16 protein-coding genes are annotated in these 17232 nt (G+C 68.6%); 9 read left to right on the top strand and 7 right to left on the bottom strand.

Annotated elements, in window-relative coordinates:
• Positions 1-36 precede the first annotated feature (36 nt).
• On the top strand, positions 37-441 hold the full coding sequence (locus GXW78_RS05355) for a VOC family protein (RefSeq protein ID WP_211866759.1): 405 nt from the start codon (positions 37-39) through the stop codon (positions 439-441).
• A gap of 65 nt (positions 442-506) precedes the next feature.
• On the top strand, positions 507-2084 hold the full coding sequence (locus tag GXW78_RS05350; protein ID WP_211866758.1) for an ABC transporter substrate-binding protein: 1578 nt from the start codon (positions 507-509) through the stop codon (positions 2082-2084).
• A 261-nt stretch (positions 2085-2345) separates the two neighbouring features.
• On the opposite strand, the gene GXW78_RS05345 is transcribed toward GXW78_RS05350, so the two are convergent.
• Positions 2346-3848, bottom strand: coding sequence for a hypothetical protein (locus GXW78_RS05345; RefSeq protein ID WP_211866757.1), 1503 nt, complete (start codon positions 3846-3848; stop codon positions 2346-2348).
• A 262-nt stretch (positions 3849-4110) separates the two neighbouring features.
• Here GXW78_RS05345 and GXW78_RS05340 point away from each other — a divergent pair, with 262 nt between their 5' ends.
• Complete coding sequence (locus tag GXW78_RS05340) at positions 4111-6411, top strand: NADP-dependent malic enzyme (protein WP_211866756.1); 2301 nt, start codon at positions 4111-4113, stop codon at positions 6409-6411.
• Entirely contained in the window at positions 6408-6839 is a 432-nt protein-coding gene (locus GXW78_RS05335; RefSeq protein WP_211866755.1) for a DUF488 domain-containing protein, read from the top strand. Before GXW78_RS05340 ends, GXW78_RS05335 begins: the two co-directional genes overlap by 4 nt.
• A gap of 345 nt (positions 6840-7184) precedes the next feature.
• Here the strand turns inward: GXW78_RS05335 and GXW78_RS05330 are convergent, their stop codons facing one another.
• The 4 genes from GXW78_RS05330 to GXW78_RS05315 all read right to left on the bottom strand — a co-directional run bounded on the left by GXW78_RS05330 (position 7185) and on the right by GXW78_RS05315 (position 9117).
• Entirely contained in the window at positions 7185-7412 is a 228-nt protein-coding gene (locus tag GXW78_RS05330) for a hypothetical protein (RefSeq protein WP_211866754.1), read from the bottom strand.
• 103 nt (positions 7413-7515) lie between these two features.
• A complete protein-coding gene (locus GXW78_RS05325; protein ID WP_211866753.1) occupies positions 7516-7689 on the bottom strand; it encodes a hypothetical protein in 174 nt (57 codons plus the stop codon).
• Between the two features lie 58 nt (positions 7690-7747).
• Positions 7748-7954 (bottom strand): cold-shock protein, encoded by a 207-nt coding sequence (locus tag GXW78_RS05320; protein WP_211866752.1) that lies wholly within the window; start codon positions 7952-7954, stop codon positions 7748-7750.
• A gap of 197 nt (positions 7955-8151) precedes the next feature.
• A complete protein-coding gene (locus GXW78_RS05315) occupies positions 8152-9117 on the bottom strand; it encodes a Bug family tripartite tricarboxylate transporter substrate binding protein (protein ID WP_211866750.1) in 966 nt (321 codons plus the stop codon).
• Between the two features lie 305 nt (positions 9118-9422).
• Here GXW78_RS05315 and GXW78_RS05310 point away from each other — a divergent pair, with 305 nt between their 5' ends.
• On the top strand, positions 9423-10235 hold the full coding sequence (locus GXW78_RS05310) for a slipin family protein (protein ID WP_211866748.1): 813 nt from the start codon (positions 9423-9425) through the stop codon (positions 10233-10235).
• A gap of 263 nt (positions 10236-10498) precedes the next feature.
• Here GXW78_RS05310 and GXW78_RS05305 read toward each other — a convergent pair whose 3' ends face one another.
• Entirely contained in the window at positions 10499-11476 is a 978-nt protein-coding gene (locus GXW78_RS05305; protein ID WP_211866746.1) for a Bug family tripartite tricarboxylate transporter substrate binding protein, read from the bottom strand.
• A gap of 37 nt (positions 11477-11513) precedes the next feature.
• Positions 11514-12296 carry an enoyl-CoA hydratase/isomerase family protein gene (locus GXW78_RS05300; RefSeq protein WP_211866744.1) on the bottom strand — a complete coding sequence of 261 codons (783 nt, stop codon included), beginning with the start codon at positions 12294-12296 and terminating at the stop codon, positions 11514-11516.
• A 127-nt stretch (positions 12297-12423) separates the two neighbouring features.
• On the opposite strand from GXW78_RS05300, the gene GXW78_RS05295 reads away from it, so the two are divergent.
• From GXW78_RS05295 to GXW78_RS05280, 4 genes are all read left to right on the top strand, one after another.
• Entirely contained in the window at positions 12424-13596 is a 1173-nt protein-coding gene (locus GXW78_RS05295; protein ID WP_211866742.1) for a CaiB/BaiF CoA transferase family protein, read from the top strand.
• A 58-nt stretch (positions 13597-13654) separates the two neighbouring features.
• Entirely contained in the window at positions 13655-14263 is a 609-nt protein-coding gene (locus tag GXW78_RS05290) for a carbonic anhydrase (protein ID WP_211866740.1), read from the top strand.
• Between the two features lie 155 nt (positions 14264-14418).
• Positions 14419-15963: a DNA recombination protein RmuC gene (gene rmuC / locus GXW78_RS05285; protein ID WP_338147690.1), complete on the top strand. Its 1545-nt coding sequence runs from the start codon at positions 14419-14421 to the stop codon at positions 15961-15963.
• On the top strand, positions 15960-17210 hold the full coding sequence (locus GXW78_RS05280; RefSeq protein ID WP_211866738.1) for a NupC/NupG family nucleoside CNT transporter: 1251 nt from the start codon (positions 15960-15962) through the stop codon (positions 17208-17210). Before rmuC ends, GXW78_RS05280 begins: the two co-directional genes overlap by 4 nt.
• Positions 17211-17232: the final 22 nt, after the last annotated feature.

The following is a 17232-nucleotide window of genomic DNA, read 5'->3' as shown; positions in this document are numbered from 1 at the left end:
CCTCTAGACCGGAAACCGGCACAAGGGGAGGGAGCGATGCGACCCGAAGGGCTCGACCACGCCAATCTGCGCCTGCGGCCTCAGGACCTGCCAGCGGCGCTCGCCTTCTACCGCGACCTGCTGGGGCTCGAGGAAGGGCCGCGGCCGAACTTCGATTTCCCCGGCGCTTGGCTCTATGCCGGCGGGCGGCCGATCGTGCATCTCGCCTGCCGCGACACGGTGGAGGCGCCGGCGGGCCCCTCCCCCAGCGTATCCTTCGAACATATCGCCTTTCGCGTGCGCGGCTTGCCGGAGGTGCGGAAGAAGCTGGCCGCCGAGGGCGTGCCCTATGCCGAGGCTCCGCTGCCCGGCTTCCCGCTGCATCAGCTGTTTCTCACCGATCCTTTCGGATTGCGGGTGGAGCTGACCTTCGACATGACGGATGCGGCGAACGCGGTTTGAAGCGAACCCGAACTGATCTAGCGTGATCGATCGGCGCAGCAAGACGCCGCAGGAGGTAAAGTCCGATGATCCGTCGCCGCCATCTCCTCGCCGCCGGTGCCGCCGGCCTCGCCGCCGCACCCGCCATCGCGCAGAACACCCGCGCCGCCACGCTGCGCTTCGTGCCGCAGGCCAATCTCTCGGTGCTCGACCCGGTCTTCACGACGGCCACCGTCACCGGCAACCATGGCTACTACGTGTTCGACACGCTGTATGGCGTCGATGCGCAGCTCCGTCCGCAGCCGCAGATGGTCGAAGGGCATGATACCTCGGCCGATGGCCTCACCTGGTCCTTCCGGCTTCGCGAAGGCCTGCGCTTCCATGACGGCACCCCGGTGCGATCCGCCGACTGCATCGCGTCCATCAAGCGCTGGTGCGCGCGGGAGCCCTTCGGCCAGTTGCTCGCCCGCGTCGTCGATGAATGGACCGCCGCCGACGATCGCAACTTCCGTGTCCGGCTGAAGCGCCCCTTCCCGCTGATCCTCGGCGCCTTCGCGAAGCCGGATTCCTCGACGCTGTTCATCATGCCGGAGCGCCTGGCCGCCACCGACCCGGGGCGCGCGGTGACGGAAATGGTGGGTTCCGGTCCGTTCCGCTTCGTGGCGGCGGAATACAATTCCGGCAGCCGCGTCGTGTACGAGAAGTTTGGCGACTATGTGCCGCGATCCGAGGCGCCGTCCTGGACCTCCGGCGGCAAGGTCGCGCATTTCAACCGTATCGAGTGGCACATCCTGCCCGACGCCGCGACCGCGGCTGCCGCCTTGCAGAGCGGTGAGATGGATTGGTGGGAACGCCCGCATCCCGACCTGCAGCCATTGCTGGCGCGGTCCCGCGACGTGAAGCGGGAGATCACCGACACGCTTGGCCGCATGGCGGTGATGCGCATGAACTGCCTCCATCCCCCGTTCGACAATGTCGCCGTGCGCCGCGCCGTGCGGCTGTCGGTCGCGCAGGAGGAATACATGCGCGCCTCCCGCGGGGACGACCGGTCGGAATGGTCAGTCAACCGCAGCCTCTGGCCGCGCGGGACGCCCTACAACCGCGACGAGGGCGAGGCGATGATGCCCGGCAGCCTGGATCGCGCCCGCGCCGCGCTGCGCGAGGCCGGGTATGGCAACGAGCGCATCGTCGTCATCAACCCGACCGACTTTCCCGACATCGGCCCGCTCGGCCAGGTCACCGCCGACCGGCTTAAGCGCATCGGCATGAACATCGACCTCGCGGAAAGCGACTGGGGCACGGTGGTCCAGCGCCGCAGCAACCGGGAGACGGTGGACAAGGGCGGCTGGTCCATCCTGCACACTACCGGCGGCGCCACGGCCTGGGCCAACCCCGCGCTGTCCTTCCTCGTGCGCGGCCAGGGCGCGAATGGCTGGTTCGGCTGGTGGAAGAACGACCGGGCGGAGGAACTTGCCGAAGCCTGGCTGGTCGCCCCAGACCCGGAGCGGCAGCAGGCGCTGGCGATGGAACTCGGGCACCTGGCGCTGGACGACGTGTCCTTCGTGCCGCTGGGGCAGTTTGTGATCCGCACAGCATTCCGGCGGGACATTACCGGGATACTCGAAGGGCAGGCACCGTATCCCTGGAATGTCCGGCGGGGGTGAGGCCGGGGCGCCGGAAAGGGGCTTCGCCCCTCTCCGGACCTCACCCCACCAAAGGCCGAAGGGCCTTTGGAAACCTCAATCTGGTGCGGTGCGCCGCTGGTGGAATTGGCGCCGCAACCCTTGCCGGTGCGCACGAAGCGCGTCTGAAGCCGCAGCAACGCCCGCCGCGCTGGACACCACCAGATTGCGGTCCAGGGGGTCCAACCCCCTGGCGGAGGGGCGGCGCCCCTCCCGTCAACGGCGCCTACAAGATCCTCGCGCCTACGGGCGCCCCGGCCCCCGTCGCACCAGGCACCACCGTTCCTCCTCGACCGCCGGCCCGCAGCCGGGCCACCAGTCCGCGCGGCAATAGCGGTTCGCCTGGGTGAACCACTCCGCGCTGGTCGTGCAGCTCCGCCAGTGCGTCGGGTGTGTTCCATCGCGGGACAGGTGCAGGACTTCCAGCCAGATGTCGCCGATGTCCTCCAGCGTCGGCATCAGGTCGGAGAACCATTCCCAGCGGGCCGGCCGCGCCGGGCGGGCCACGGCGATGGCGCCGCGGCTGACGGCGCGCTGGTAGCCCTTCAGGAAGTGTGATTCGAGCCGCACGATGAAGGGCCCGGGCGGGGCGCCGATGACCACCTCGGCGACCGTCATCTCGCAGCCGTCCGGCAGCACGAGGGCGGTGGGGAACGCGAAGGCGGTGCCGAGGAAGGTGCCGCCGCGCGCGAAGAGGTCGATCTCGAAGAAGTAGCCGACGACACGCATGCGGGACGCGACGGCGCTCAGATAGGCGTCCTCGCCGCCGGGCGGCACGGTGGCCCATTGCGCGGCGATGGCGTTCCAGACCTCGGTCACGGTCGCGGTGCTGTCGGGATCGGTTTCGGCCCAATGGCGTTCGTGCGCGGCGGGGAAGCCACGGCCGCGGCCTTCGCGCTGCATGATGATGGCGCGTGCCAGCGTCTCCCGCGCGCCGCTCGCGCCCCAGGAGACGACATGGACCAACTGGTGCGGAGCGGCGCGCTGGTCGAGATAGGCCTGCAGCAGCGCCCCCACCCCCTGCGCGGCGAGGCCGCCCTGGCTCTGGCCGGTGATGAATACCTCGCCGCCGTTGCGCGCGTCGCTGGCGTAGTCTGCGGCGTCGCGGATCATCCGCAGCGCGGCGTTGGAGACGTATTGCGCGCGGCCCATGGTCAGGCCGGACGCCCAGCTTCGCAGGTCCGTGCGCGTGAAGACATGCGTACCGGCGACCGCATAGATCCGGTGCGGCGGTCTTGCCGCCGAACCGCGTGCTTCCAGCACCATGGCGGCGAAGCCGGTGTAGCGGTCGGTGTACAGGCCGATGAGGGCGTAGTCCTCGAGCCCTTCGTCGGATTCACCGGGTTCGAGCCGGGGCGGCGTGCCCGGGCCGGCGTCCCGCACGTCATAGGCGCGATTGGCGGCGGCGACGGTGGCGGTGTCCACGCGCCACAGCGCCGGATGACGGGACCGGCGGTCCTGCAAGATCGCCGCGCCGTCGAGGTCGGTGCGATAGGTCGTGGCGGGGTGCCCGTCCGGCAGCTCCAGGTCGCGCACGTCGCGCAACCGCAGCTCAAGCCGCGCGATAGTGTCGCGCCCTTCGATCGTGGCAGAGACGCGATGATGCGCGAGAATGTCACGGGCGAAGGGTAGCGCGCGGGCGAATTGGAGCTGGATGTCGCGGAGCGGCTCACCCGCCGCGGCGTCGCAGCCGGCGTGCGGCTGCGCCATCGCCGGCATGACGCCGACCAGGACCAGCCAGATCATGGCGACCAGCCTAGTCAGGAACCATGCGGCCCGCCCGCGCCAGCACCAGCGGTGCCGCATCACCTTCTCCCGATCGCCTGCTGCGGAGCATACCCCCAGCCGCAACGCCACACACGCCGAGGCGTTGCCGGCATTCAGCGCGGCCTGGGGGTGACACATGAAGCTCTACCGCGAGTGCGAAGCCGGGGGGTCGCCGTGCGCCGCGCGGGGCTGCACAATGCCACCACAGCAATCAACGAAACCCCGTGACGGGAATATGTCCATGGACGACCTGAAGCTGCCGCCGGCCGAAGACACGCGCACCGCCCGCGTGACGGGCGAGGAGGCGCTGGCGATGCATGCCGAGGGCCGTCCCGGCAAGTTGGAGATCCGGCTCACCAAGCCGCTGATCACCGCACGCGATCTCTCGCTTGCCTATTCGCCCGGCGTCGCGGAGCCCTGCCTGCACATCCATCGCGATGCGAAGCTTGCCTACGACTACACGGCGAAGGGGAATTTCGTCGCCGTGGTGTCGAACGGGACCGCGGTGCTGGGGCTCGGCAATCTCGGTGCGCTGGCGTCGAAGCCGGTGATGGAAGGCAAGGCGGCGCTGTTCAAGCGCTTCGCCGATGTCGATTCGATCGACCTCTGCGTCGATACCGAGGACGTGGACGCCTTCGTCAATTCGGTGCGCTACCTCGGGCCGTCCTTCGGTGGCATCAACCTCGAGGACATCAAGGCGCCGGAATGCTTCGTCATCGAGCAGCGCCTGCGCGAGCTGATGGACATTCCCGTCTTCCATGACGACCAGCACGGCACGGCGATCGTGGCGGCGGCGGGGCTGATCAACGCGATCCACCTGACCGGGCGCGACGTGAAGACGACGAAGCTCGTCATCAACGGCGCCGGTGCCGCTTCCATCGCCTGCGCCGAACTGGTCAAGGCGATGGGCATGCGGCCCGAGAACGTCATCCTCTGTGACACCAAGGGCGTGATCTATCGCGGTCGCACCGAAGGCATGAACCAGTGGAAGTCGGCCCATGCCACGGCGACCGAGGCGCGGACGCTGTCCCAGGCGCTGGATGGTGCGGACGTATTCTTCGGCCTGTCGGTGAAGGGCGCGCTGACGCAGGACATGGTCCGCGCCATGGCGCCGAAGCCGATCATCTTCGCCATGGCGAACCCCGACCCGGAGATCACGCCGGACGAGGCGCGTGCCGCGCGGCCGGATGCGATCATCGCGACGGGGCGGTCGGACTACCCGAACCAGGTGAACAACGTCCTGGGCTTCCCGTTCATCTTCCGCGGCGCGCTCGATGTGCGCGCCAGCACGATCAATGATTCAATGAAGATTGCCGCCGCCGAGGCGCTGGCGATGCTGGCGCGGGAGGACGTGCCGGAGGAAGTGGCGGGTGCCGGCGCCGGCCTCGCCCTGCGGTTCGGGCCTGACTACATCATCCCGAACGCCTTCGATCCGCGGCTGATCTCCCGCGTATCCCCCGCCGTCGCCAAGGCGGCGATGGAATCCGGCGTGGCACGCAAGCCGATCATCGACCTGCAGCGCTACGCCCGCGACCTGGCCAACCGGCTGGATGCGACGGTCGGCGCGCTGGAGGCGATCGCGGAATCCGTGCGCAACAACCCGAAGCGCGTCGTCTTCGCCGAGGGCGAGGAGGAGAAGGTGATCCGCGCCGCGATCGCGTTCCGCAACGCCGGCTACGGCACGCCGATCCTGGTGGGTCGGGAGGAACGGATCAACGCCGTCGCCGCCGCGCTTGGGATCCCGCTGCCGGACGGCATCGAGATCCACAATGCCCGGCTGTCGGATTCCAACCGGCGCTATGCCGAGTTCCTCTATGCCAAGCGTCAGCGCGAGGGCTTCCTGCTGCGCGACTGCCAGCGCCTGGTGAACCAGGACCGCAACGTGTTCGGCGCCTGCATGGTGGCGATGGGCGATGCGGACGCGATCGTGACGGGTTCGACGCGCTCCTACTCGGTCGCGCTCGAAGGCATCAACATGGCGATCGACCCGATCCCGGGCCGCGTCGTCTTCGGCGTGTCGGTCATCGTGTCCCGTCGCGCGGGCACGGTGCTGGTGGCCGACACCGCCATGCACGAACGCCCGGATGCCGAGACGCTGGCGGGCATCGCGCGCGGCTCGGCCGCCGCCGCGCGACGACTGGGGCTGGAACCGCGCGTGGCGTTCCTGTCCTTCTCGACCTTCGGGGATCCGCGCGGAACCATCCCGGGGTCGATCCGCGAAGCGGTGAAGCTGCTGACCGAAAAGGGGGCCGATTTCGAGTTCGACGGTGAGATGTCGGCCGACGTGGCGCTCGACCCGGGGCTGCGGAACTCGCTGTATCCGTTCTGCCGGCTGACCGGGCCGGCGAATGTGCTGATCATGCCTGGGCTGCACGCCGCACACATCCTGACGCGGTCGATCCCGCGCCTGACCAGTGCGAACGTCATCGGGCCGCTGCTGACCGGCCTGTCGCATTCGGCCCAGATCGTGCCGATGCAGGCGGGCGTGAACCAGATGCTCGACGTCGCCTGCCTCGCGGCGCACGCCTCGACGCAGAAATGACGGTCTTCACCGTCGGTTATGAAGGCACGACGCCGGACGCGCTGATGTCGGTGCTCAAGGCGTCGGGCGTGCGGGTGCTGGTGGATGTCCGGGCACTCGCGAATAGCCGGCGGCCGGGCTTTGCGAAGACAGCGCTGTCAACGTCGCTGGAACACGCCGGGATCGGGTACCTGCATCTGCGTGCCCTGGGCACGCCGGCCGAGGGGCGAGCGGCGGTGCGCGCCGGACGCCCGGCGGAGATGCGGCGCATCTTTGCGAAGCACATGGCCGGAACCGAAGCGCAGGCGGCGCTCGCCAACCTTTCCGACTTGGCGCGCCAGCAGCCGGTCTGCCTGCTGTGCCTGGAGGCCGATCCAATGCAATGCCACCGGACGCTGGTGGCGGAGGCGGTGGGGCTGCCGATCACGCATCTTCGGCCCGGGGTGTAGCGGCGAGCGGGTTCGGATGACGTTGGAGGGGCTTTGCCCCCTTTTGCGCGAGGGTAGGATCAGAGAGGGGCTCTGCCCCTCTCCGAACCTCACCCCGCCAGGCCATGGATGGCCTGGACCGCCATCAATTGGCGCCCGGCGCGAAGCTCATTCTTTTGCTCTGAAAACCTTCCGGGCGCAGAGCCGTACGACGACTATGGTCCGACCCTGCGCGCACCGCGCCAGGTGGAGGTTTGCAAAGGCCCTTCGGCCTTTGCCGGGGTAGGGTTCGGGAAGGGGCAGAGCCCCTTCCTGATCCACTCGCTACCGCCAACCTTCGCGCGAACAAGGCCCTTTCAGCAGGCCCTATCGCTTCTTCCCACCCACGCGCAGGATCTGTGAAATCAACAGCGCCGGCTTTCCGGACGCCTTGGCGATCTCGTTGTCCTGTTCCTGGATCACCTTCCGCGCTGGCTCATCGCCGTCGAGGCCGCCGAGGATTTCGGCCGGCACCTTGCGGTTGGAGCGGCGGCTGCCGTCCTCATAGATCACGTCGAACAGGACGAAGTTGGTCTTGCTGGCTGGCTTGGCCATCGCTGCTTCCTCGTCGCGCCGCGCCGCCGAGCCGCTCCGGGCGGGGAGCGGCTCGGCGGTATGGCGAGCAGGGGTTAAGTGTGTCGGGGAAGGACCGCAGATATCAGTCGCGGTCGACCTCTGCCGCTTCCGCCGGGTCGGACTCGTGGCCCTCCTGCCCCGCGGCCTTGCGCTTCGCGGCCGCTTCCTCGCGTTCGCGCTGCTTGGCTTCTTTCTTTGCCTGCTTCGCGCGGTTCACATCCGCGCGCTGCTGGCCATAGTTCGGCTTGCGCGCCATGAGCGTGCTCCACGTCCCAGGAAGAGGAAGGGCGGCCGAGAGGCCGCCCCCGGCAACATCAGGCGAGGCGGAGGTTGCCCGCCGAGATCTTGCCCTGCTGGCCGCGCTGCAGCTCGAACTCCACGCGATCGCCCTCGTTCAGGCCGTTCAGGCCGGAACGCTGTACGTCGCTGATGTGGACGAACACGTCCTTGCTGCCGTCTTCCGGCTGGATGAAGCCATAACCCTTGGTTGCATTGAACCACTTAACGGTACCGGTGCTCATGCCGAGGTCTCCTGGTTGAGCGTTGCCGCCGCACGACATGCGCGGTGGAAATGCCGGCGCGCTGTTGCGCGACGGGCCAGCCATCGCTGCGGCTCAACCATAGGTTAGGCACGGAGAGCAGGTCCGCACGGGCGGACCGGACGAGGTGACGAAGCGCATATGCGCGCTCCGCCCCCCGATTGCAATTGCCAAGGCTGTCACCCGGCACGGGCGCCGGTCGCCCGCAGGATCGGCAGCCAGCGGTCCATCTCGGCCTTCAGGAAGCTGCGCAGCGCCTCGGCGTCCCCAGTCCGGGGCTCGACGCCGCGTTCGGCATAGCGCTGCCGCACCGTGGGGTCGGCGAGCACGGCAAGCGCAGCCTCCGACAGCGTCCGTACAATGGCCGGAGGCGTCCCGGCCGGAGCGTAAAGCGCCTGCCAGGAGGAGGATTCATATCCGGCAATGCCGGCTTCCTGCAGCGTCGGCAGGTTGGGCACCATCGCCGAGCGGCGGGCCGTCGTCACCGCCAGGCCGCGCGCGCGGCCATCCTGGATCAACGGTTCGAGCAGCGTCTGGCTGTCGATCATGAACTCAACACGACCGGCGACGAAATCGGTCACCGCCGCCGGCGTCCCGCGATACTGGACGACCGTGAAGTCGACGCCCGCGAGCTGCTTCAGCAGTTCCCCCGCCAGGTGGGAGGCAGCGCCGATGCCCGTGGTGGCGAAGGTCGCCTCACCGCGCTTCGACCGGAGCCAGGCGAGCAGCGACGGCACGTCGGTCGCCGGCACGGAAGGATGCACCGCGACGATGAAGGGCTGTTCGCCGAGCAGCGCGATCGGCGCGAAATCCGCAACCGGGTCGATGCCGGCGTCGGGATACAGCGCGGGGATCACGCTGTGTGCCGCGCCGTTCAGCAGCAGCGTGTAGCCGTCCGGCGCCGCGCGCATGACATTGCGCACGCCGATGGTGCTGCCGGCACCAGGCGTGTTCTCGATGACAAGGGTCTGGCCGAGACGGCGGGACAGCGGCTCGGACACGATGCGCGCGACGACGTCGATGATGCCGCCGGCCGCGAAGGGCACGACGACGCGGATGGGGCGGGCCGGATAAGCGCCCTGCGCGCGGGCGACGGCTGGGGCGGCGAGAAGGGTTGCGGCAAGCAGGGCGCGGCGGTCGAGCATGTTGGGGATTCCCGGTGTTATGGGGCCACCGTAGCAGGCACGCGCCATGCCAGAAGACCGTCTGCTTGACGACGCGCGTGTCCTCGCGGCCAAATCCGCGCTGGCGGGTGTCTCGTCCGCGCGGTCCCGGTTCGGGACCGGCCAGCGGTGTAGGGCTCCGTCCTTGGCGCTTGAACGCGTCGGTTCGATTCCGACCTGGCCAACCCCCCGGCGCCGGCCTTCGGGCAGCGCCCCGGCCGCTCTGCGGGCTTCGGGCCCCCGCGGACGGGTCGCGGCGCCGGGGGCGCGGTGCTATCGGTGCCGGTATGACTGAGACGCTGACGACGACACAGATACTGACCGTGGCGTTCATGTTCCTCATCGCGACCGTCGCGGTGGCGATCATGAACAAGTGGTACCTCCGCCTCCGCGAGACGATCTGGCCGTGGGAAGTCGGTCTGCTCTATCGCAATGGGCGCTTCGTGCGGGAACTGCCGCCAGGCCGGCATTGGGCCGGCTTTGCCGCGCGGGAGGTCCGGCGCGTCGCCACCACGCGCCAGCTTGCCGTGGTGCCGGCGCAGGAAGTGCTGACGGCCGACGGCTTCCAAGTGAAGCTCAGCGTCGTCGTGGAGTATCGCATCGCCGATGCGCGGCGCATGCAGGAGGAGACGGGCGGGCATTGGACGCCGCTGCTGCACACCGCGATCCAGCTCGCGCTGCGCGCACCGGTGCAGGCGCGCGGCCTCGATGCATTGCTGGCGGATCGCGGCGCGCTGGAGGGGGCGTTTGCCGAACCCATCGCCGCGGCGGCCGCGGCGATCGGCCTGGCGGTCGATAAGGTCGCGCTGCGTGACCTGATCCTGCCGGCCGAGGTGCGGCGCATGGTCACCGATGTGGAGCGGGCAAAGCGCGAGGGCATGGCAGCGCTGGAGCGCGCGCGCGGAGAACACGCCGCGCTGCGATCCCTGGCCAATGCGGCGCGGCTGATGAAAGGCAATCCGGAACTGCATGCGCTGCGTGTGCTGCAGGCGCTCGCGGCACAGCCGGGGAAGAACGTGCCGACGCTCGTGCTGGGCGCCGGGGCGCTGCTGCCGGTCTCGGCCACGGCGGGAGAAGCGGCGTCCGACGCCGAGGGGTAGCGACCCAGCGATACGGGCGGAAGTTGGAGGGGCGCCGCCCCTCCAAACCACCCCGCCAAATGATTGTATCATTTGGAAAGCCGTCACTTGGCGCCGGGCGCAATGGCGTCCCCGACCTTCTCAGCGCGCTTTGTGCGCAGCGGCGGGTTTCGGCGCTAATCCAGGCCGTATGCCCGGCGCCAGATGACGGTTTCCAAAGGCCCTTCGGCCTTTGGTGGGGAGAGCCCGAGAGGGGCAAGGCCCCTCTCGGTCCACGAAGATAATCAATCCAGCCGGATGTTCGCGTTCCGCACCACCTCGGCGTAGCGATCCGCATCGGTGGTGAGCATGCGCTGCGCATCCTGCTGCGAGCCGCCGCCGATCATGAATCCCGCATCACGGATGCGCCTGCGGAGGTCCTGGTTCTCGTAGGCCTTGTTCACTGCGGCCGCCCAGCGTTCGGCGATGGGCTGCGGCAAGGCGGGCGGAGCGATCAGCATGTACCACACGACCGCGTCGAAACCCGGGAAGCCGAGTTCCGCGACCGTCGGCGTCTCGGGCAGCCACTCCACGCGCTGCGGCGTCGTCACCGCCAGGGCGCGCACGCGCCCCTCGCGGATATGCGGCAGGTAGGTGGGGAAGGTGTCGATGCCGAGGTCGATACGGCCGGCCAGGATCTCGTTCACCACCTGGCCCGTGCCGCGGAACGGCACATGCGTCATCCGCACGCCGGCCGCGTTGGCAAGAAGCTCCGCGGCCAGATGCTGTTGCGTCGCGACGCCCGAGGAGGAGTAGTTAAGCGCCCCAGGATTCTCCTTCGCCCGCTCCAGAAGCTCCGGCAGGGTGCGGGACGGTGAATTGGCAGGCACCACGCAGACCATCGGCACCGTCGCGGCATGCACCACCGGCGTCTGGTCCCGGCGGATGTCGAAGGGCGGCGGCACCATCAGCGGCGGCACCACGGCCGAGGCGCTGATCGTCGTCATCCCCATCGTGTAGCCATCCGGCCGCGCGCGGGACAACGCCAGCACTGCGAGCGTGCCGGAGGCGCCGGGCCTGTTCTCGACCGCAATGGTCTGGCCGAATTCCTCCTGCAGCACGGGGGCTAGGAAGCGGGAGATGATGTCGGTCCCGCCGCCCGGCGCGAAGCCGACCAGCATGGTGATGGTGCGCGACGGATAGGCCTGCGCGAATGCGGGCGTCGGCAGCAGCGGCGCCAGTGCCGCCGCGCTGAGGGCGCGGCGGGTGATGCGGACGGTCATTGTGGTTCGTTTCCTTCCCGGCGGCGGCGTGCCGCCGTTACTTGCCCTTGAAGTTGGGGGCGCGCTTGTTGAGGAAAGCGTCAACGCCTTCCTGGAAATCGCCCGAGGTGAAGCACATCGTCACCAGGTCGTCGCCTTCCACCTCGCCCATCGCGTGGCGCAGGCGGCGGAGCGCGATCTTCGTGGCCTTCAGCGTCAGCGGCGCGAGCGTCGACATGGTCGTGGCCAGTTCCATCGCACGCGCGGCCACCGCATCCGGCGTATCCAGCACTTCCGACACCAGGCCGAGATGCTTGGCCTCGGCCGAGGAGAACAGGCGGGACGTCATGATCATCTCGGCGATCGCCGCCGGGCCGACCAGCGCATAGAACCGCGCGAAATTGTTCATGTTGAGGATGTTGCCGAGGGTCTTCGCGATCGGCAGGCCGAAGCGGGCACCCTGGTCGCAGATGCGGATGTCGCAGCAGCCGGCGATGCCGAGCCCGCCGCCCGTGCAGGCGCCGGCGATCGCCGCGATGATCGGCGTGTTGCAGCGTTCCAGCGCGCCCAGCACCTTGTCGATCCGCGCCTCATAGCCCAGCGCGTCCTCGGCGGTCTTGAACTCGCGGAACTGGGAGATGTCGGTGCCCGAGGCGAAGGCCTTGCCGCCGGCGCCGGTCAGCACCCAGACGCGGATGTTCGGGTCTTCGCTGATCTGGTCCGCCAGTTCCTGGATGCGCTGATACATCGGGAACAGCATGGCGTTGCGCGCCTGCGGCCGATTGAAGGTGGTCCAGGCGATGCCGCCCTCGCGGACCTCATGCAGAATGTCGTCGCTCATGGCGCGCTCCGTCCCCGGGTTGGTGCGAAGGCCAAGGCGTAGCGGGATGGCGGGCCGCGTCAAGCCGGTGCCTTGCCGTTCCGGCCGCACGGTGCGAACACGGGCGCCTCTGGAGGGCCCGAAGACCATGATGCCATTGTCCCGCTTCACCGTTCTCGACCTGACCCGCGTGCGGTCCGGCCCGACCTGCGTGCGTCAGCTCGCCGACTGGGGTGCCAACGTCATCAAGATCGAGGCGACGGACGAGGTCGATACCGGAAAGGGGCTGGGCGGCGAGCGGGATGGGCCGGACTTCCAGCATGTCCAGCGCAACAAGCGCGGCATGACGCTGAATCTGAAGTCCCCCGAAGGCCTGGCTGCCTTCCGCCGCATGGTCGCCAAGGCCGATGTGGTGGTGGAGAACTATCGCCCTGACGTTAAGACGCGCCTGGGCATCGACTATGACGCGCTGGCCGCCATCAACCCGCGTATCGTGCTCGGCTCGATCTCCGGCTTCGGCCAGGACGGGCCCTACGCTCGCCGCCCGGGCTTCGACCAGATTGCGCAGGGCATGGGCGGGCTGATGTCCGTGACCGGCCTGCCGGGGCAGGGGCCGGTGCGAGCCGGCATCCCGGTGGCCGACCTGACCGCGGGGCTGTATTGCGCGCTCGGCATCATGGTTGCGCTGCTGGAACGCGAGGTCACCGGCAAGGGCCGCTGGGTGCATGTCTCGCTGCTCGAAGCCATGATCGCCATGATGGACTTCCAGGCGACGCGCTGGACCATGAAGCACGATGTGCCGAAGCAGGCCGGCAACGACCACCCGACCACGATCCCGACCGGGTTGTTCAAGACCTCGGACGGCGTCATCAACATCGCAGGTGGTGGCCAGGTGATGTGGGACCGGATCGTGAAGGTGCTGGGTATCGGGGAGGAGGCGAAGGACCCCGACATCGCCACCGACAAGCTGCGCAGCCAGAACCGCGTGAAGGTGAACGCGCTGCTGGAGAAGGTGACGCTGACCGATACCGCCGCCAACTGGGTCGCGAAGTTCAACAAGGAAGGCGTGCCCTGCGGGCCGGTCTACGCCATGGATCAGGTCTTCGCCGATGAACAGGTGAAGCACCTCGGGCTGGAGATGGCCTTGCAGCACCCGCGGCTCGGCACGCTGAACGTGGTGCGGGCGCCGATGCAGATCAGCGGTGTCGATTGCGCGAGGAACCCGACGCCGGAGCGGGGGCAGCATACGGATGAAGTGCTGGCGGAGTTCGGGTTCACCGCGGAGGAGATCGCGGGGCTGAGGGCGGCGAAGGCGGTGTAGGGCGACCGAAGAGGGGCTTTGCCCCTCTCCGACGCCCCATGAACAGGGCAGACTTTCGATGGACGAACTCATCGCCGGCTATCGCCGCTTCCGGGCCGAAACCTGGCCACAGCAGCGCGCGCGCTTCGAGGAACTGGCCGCGCAGGGCCAGCGCCCGCACACCATGATCATCGCCTGTTCCGACAGCCGGGTCGATCCGCAGAGCATCTTCTCGGCCGGGCCGGGTGAGCTGTTCGTGCTGCGCAACGTGGCAAACCTGGTTCCGCCCTACATGCCGGACCAGCTGTTCCACGGCACCAGCGCGGCGGTGGAATTCGCGGTGCGGGTGCTGAAGGTGGATCGCATCGTGGTGATGGGCCATGCGCTGTGCGGCGGGATCAGCGCGCTGCTGCACGGCGCGCCGCCGGAGGTGCAGGATTTCGTCGCGGGCTGGATCGGGATCGCGGAACGCGCGCGAACCGTGGCGCTGCGTTGCGACGTGCCGGAGCAGCGGCAGGAGGTCGCGGAGCATGAGGCGGTGCGCATCTCCCTCGACAACCTGATGACCTTCCCCTGGGTGGCATCGGCCGTGGCAGAGGGTCGGCTGTCCCTGCACGGCGCGCATTTCGGCGTGGCGACGGGACGGCTGGTGCTCGTGCCCGCAAAAGGAGAGCCGACCATCCCCTGAGCAGCCTCGCGCCCACAGGGCGGTGATGCGAAACTTCCCGGGTCGAGTCGGGGGGAAGTGGGATGGCGCCTGAGACAATCGCGATCCTGGGTGGATTGGTGCTGGTGGCCGTGCTGCAGCTTGCGCTGCTGCTGCGGCGGCCATCGGCTGATCCGGTGCTGGCGCAGCGGCTGACCGACCTGCAATCGATGCTCGACCGCCAGGGCGAACGGCTGGGCGCCCTCGCTGGAGAGGTGAAGGCCGGGCTCGCCACGAGTGAGGCCGCGCTGGGCGGAACGATCCAGGGCTTCGCGATCGAGCAGGCGAAGCTGCTGAACGACTGGATGCTGAAGCAGGCGACCACCTCGGCGTCCGCCGAGAAGGCGATGCTGGAGGCGCTGACGACCGAATCCGCGCGCTCGCGGGATGTGACGGCCGAGCAGACCAAGGCGCTCAATGCCGGCATGCTGAAGCAGATCGAGGCCCTCGCCGCCATGGAGAAGGCGGTGCTGGAACGCCTCGCCACCGATGCCGCAGCGCTGACCGATCGGCTGGCGCTGGATGCGAAGGCGACGCGCGAGGCGATCGCCGAGCAGCGCCAGGCGGTGACCAAGGCGCTGGCGGAGCACAAGGACGACACGGCGTTGCTGCGGCGCGACGTGACGCAGGGGATCGCGGAAATTCGGCTCGCCTTCGCCGAGGGTCTGGCGAAGCTGCAGCAGACGCTGTCCGCGGAGAACACGCGCGGCCGCGATTTGCTGGACACGAAGCTGAAGGAGCTGCGGGAAGGCAACGAAGCGCGGCTGGCCGCGATCCAGAAGACGGTGGACGAGCAGCTGCAATCCGCCGTCGAGAAGCAGATGAAGGAGAGCTTCGCCCGCGTCACGGACCAGTTCGCGCAGGTGCTGAAGGCGATGACGGATGTGCAGGCGGTGACGACGCAGATCGTCGACATCAAGCGCCTGTTCTCCAACGTGAAGACGCGCGGCGGCTGGGGCGAGGCGCAGCTCCGGGCCTTAATCGAGGATATCCTTCCGCTCGGCTCCTATGAGGCGAACAAGAAGCTCTCGGATGACAGCGCGGAGCTCGTAGAGTTCGCAGTTCGTATGCCTGCTGAAGCAGGCCGCGAAATCTTCCTACCCATCGACGCGAAATTTCCGACGGAAGATTGGGAGCGGCTAGTTATTGCCACCGAAGCTGGTGATGCGGAAGGCGAGAAGTCTGCACGTCGTGCCCTAGAGGCTCGGGTTCGCGGTGAGGCCCAGAAGATTTCCGCCAAGTATATCCACCCGCCGCTGACCGTCGAGTTCGCCGTTCTTTTTCTCCCAACCGAGGGTCTCTACGCCGAGATCGCCCGCATACCTGGCGCCATTGAGGAGATTCGACGAAAGCATCGAGTCTTCGTCATGGGACCAAGCATCCTGCCGGCAATGCTGCAAAGCATTCGGATGGGCCACATGACTATCACCCTCGGGGAGAAAGCCGAGGCGGTTCGAGAGTTACTGGGTGCGACAAAGTTCGAAATGCGCCAGATGGACGAGTTTCTGCGCCTGCTGGGCAAGCAGGTTCGGACGATGGGCAATACCATCGATCGGGCGCAGGTACGCACTCGGGCCGTTGAACGCAAGCTCAGGAGCATCGACGCGATGGATGGGTCTCGCGCCGCCGCGTTGCTCGACATTGAAGCCGCGGAACTCATGGGCGAGGGCGACGAGGCGTGAGCCTGCTGCAGGTCCAATCCGGCATTGGGCTGCTGCTGCTGGCGGGCCTTGCCTGGGCGCTGGGCGGCTTCCGCGGCGGGGTGAAGCCGCGCGTGATCGTCGCGGGACTGCTGCTGCAACTGGCGCTCGCCGCCCTGCTGCTGAACGTCCCGCCCATTCGCGCAACCTTCTTCCTGCTGGGCGACGCCGTCGATGCGCTGGCGACGGCGACGCGCGCCGGGACGTCGCTGGTCTTCGGCTATCTCGGCGGCGGGCCGCTGCCCTTCGCCGAGACCCGCCAGGGTGCCTCCTTCATCCTGTTCTTCCAGGCGCTGCCCCTGGTGCTCGTGGTCGGTGCGCTCTCGGCCGTGCTGTATCATTGGGGCGTGCTGCCCGCGATCGTGCGTGGCATGGCCGGCGTGCTGACGCGCCTCTTCGGCATCGGCGGTGCGACGGGCTTCTCCGTCGCCGCCAACGTCTTCGTTGGCATGGTCGAAGCGCCGCTGATGATCCGTGCCTGGCTCGCCAAGCTGACGCGGTCCGAGATGTTCGTGGTGATGACCGCGGGCCTCGCGACGATCAGCGGCAATACGCTGGTGGTCTACGCGCTGATCATCTCCCCGGTGGTGCCGGACGCCGCCGGGCAGCTCATGACCGCGAGCCTGATCGCCGCGCCGGCGTCGATCCTCGCCGCGCTGCTGATGATGCCCCCGGCGCCGGGCGAAGCCGTCACGGAGGGCGGCACCGGCATCCCCGAGAAGCTCTATGACAGCAGCATGGATGCGCTGGTGCAGGGGACGCAGGATGGGCTGAACCTGCTGCTCGGCATCATGGCGTCGCTGATCGTGTTCGTCTCGCTGGTGGCGCTGGTGAATCTGGCGCTGGAACCGCTAACCGGGCTGACGCTGCAGCGCATCGCGGGCTGGGCGCTGTGGCCGGTCGCCTGGGCCATGGGCATCCCCGTCAGCGAGGCGGCGACCGTCGCCTCCTCCCTCGGCGTGAAGATGATCATCAACGAATTCGTCTCGTATCTGGACCTGGCAGCGTCAGGCGGGGCTGGGCTGTCGGACCGGTCGCGGCTCATCCTCACCTATGCGCTCTGCGGCTTCACCAATCTCGGCTCGGTCGGGATCATGGTGGGCGGCATGTCCGCCATGTGCCCGGAACGGCGGCCGGATATCGTCCGGCTGGGGCTGCCCTCGCTGATCTCCGGCACCATCGCCTGCTGCATGACGGGGGCGGTGGTGGGGGTGCTGACAGCGCCCTGAACCCGGCGCAGGATGCCCCGCC

Origin of the sequence: Neoroseomonas terrae (assembly GCF_018129025.1) — a bacterium.
GTDB lineage: Bacteria > Pseudomonadota > Alphaproteobacteria > Acetobacterales > Acetobacteraceae > Neoroseomonas > Neoroseomonas terrae.
Note: the sequence above shows the minus strand (reverse complement) of the source record. Positions and strands in the feature narration are given on the sequence as shown.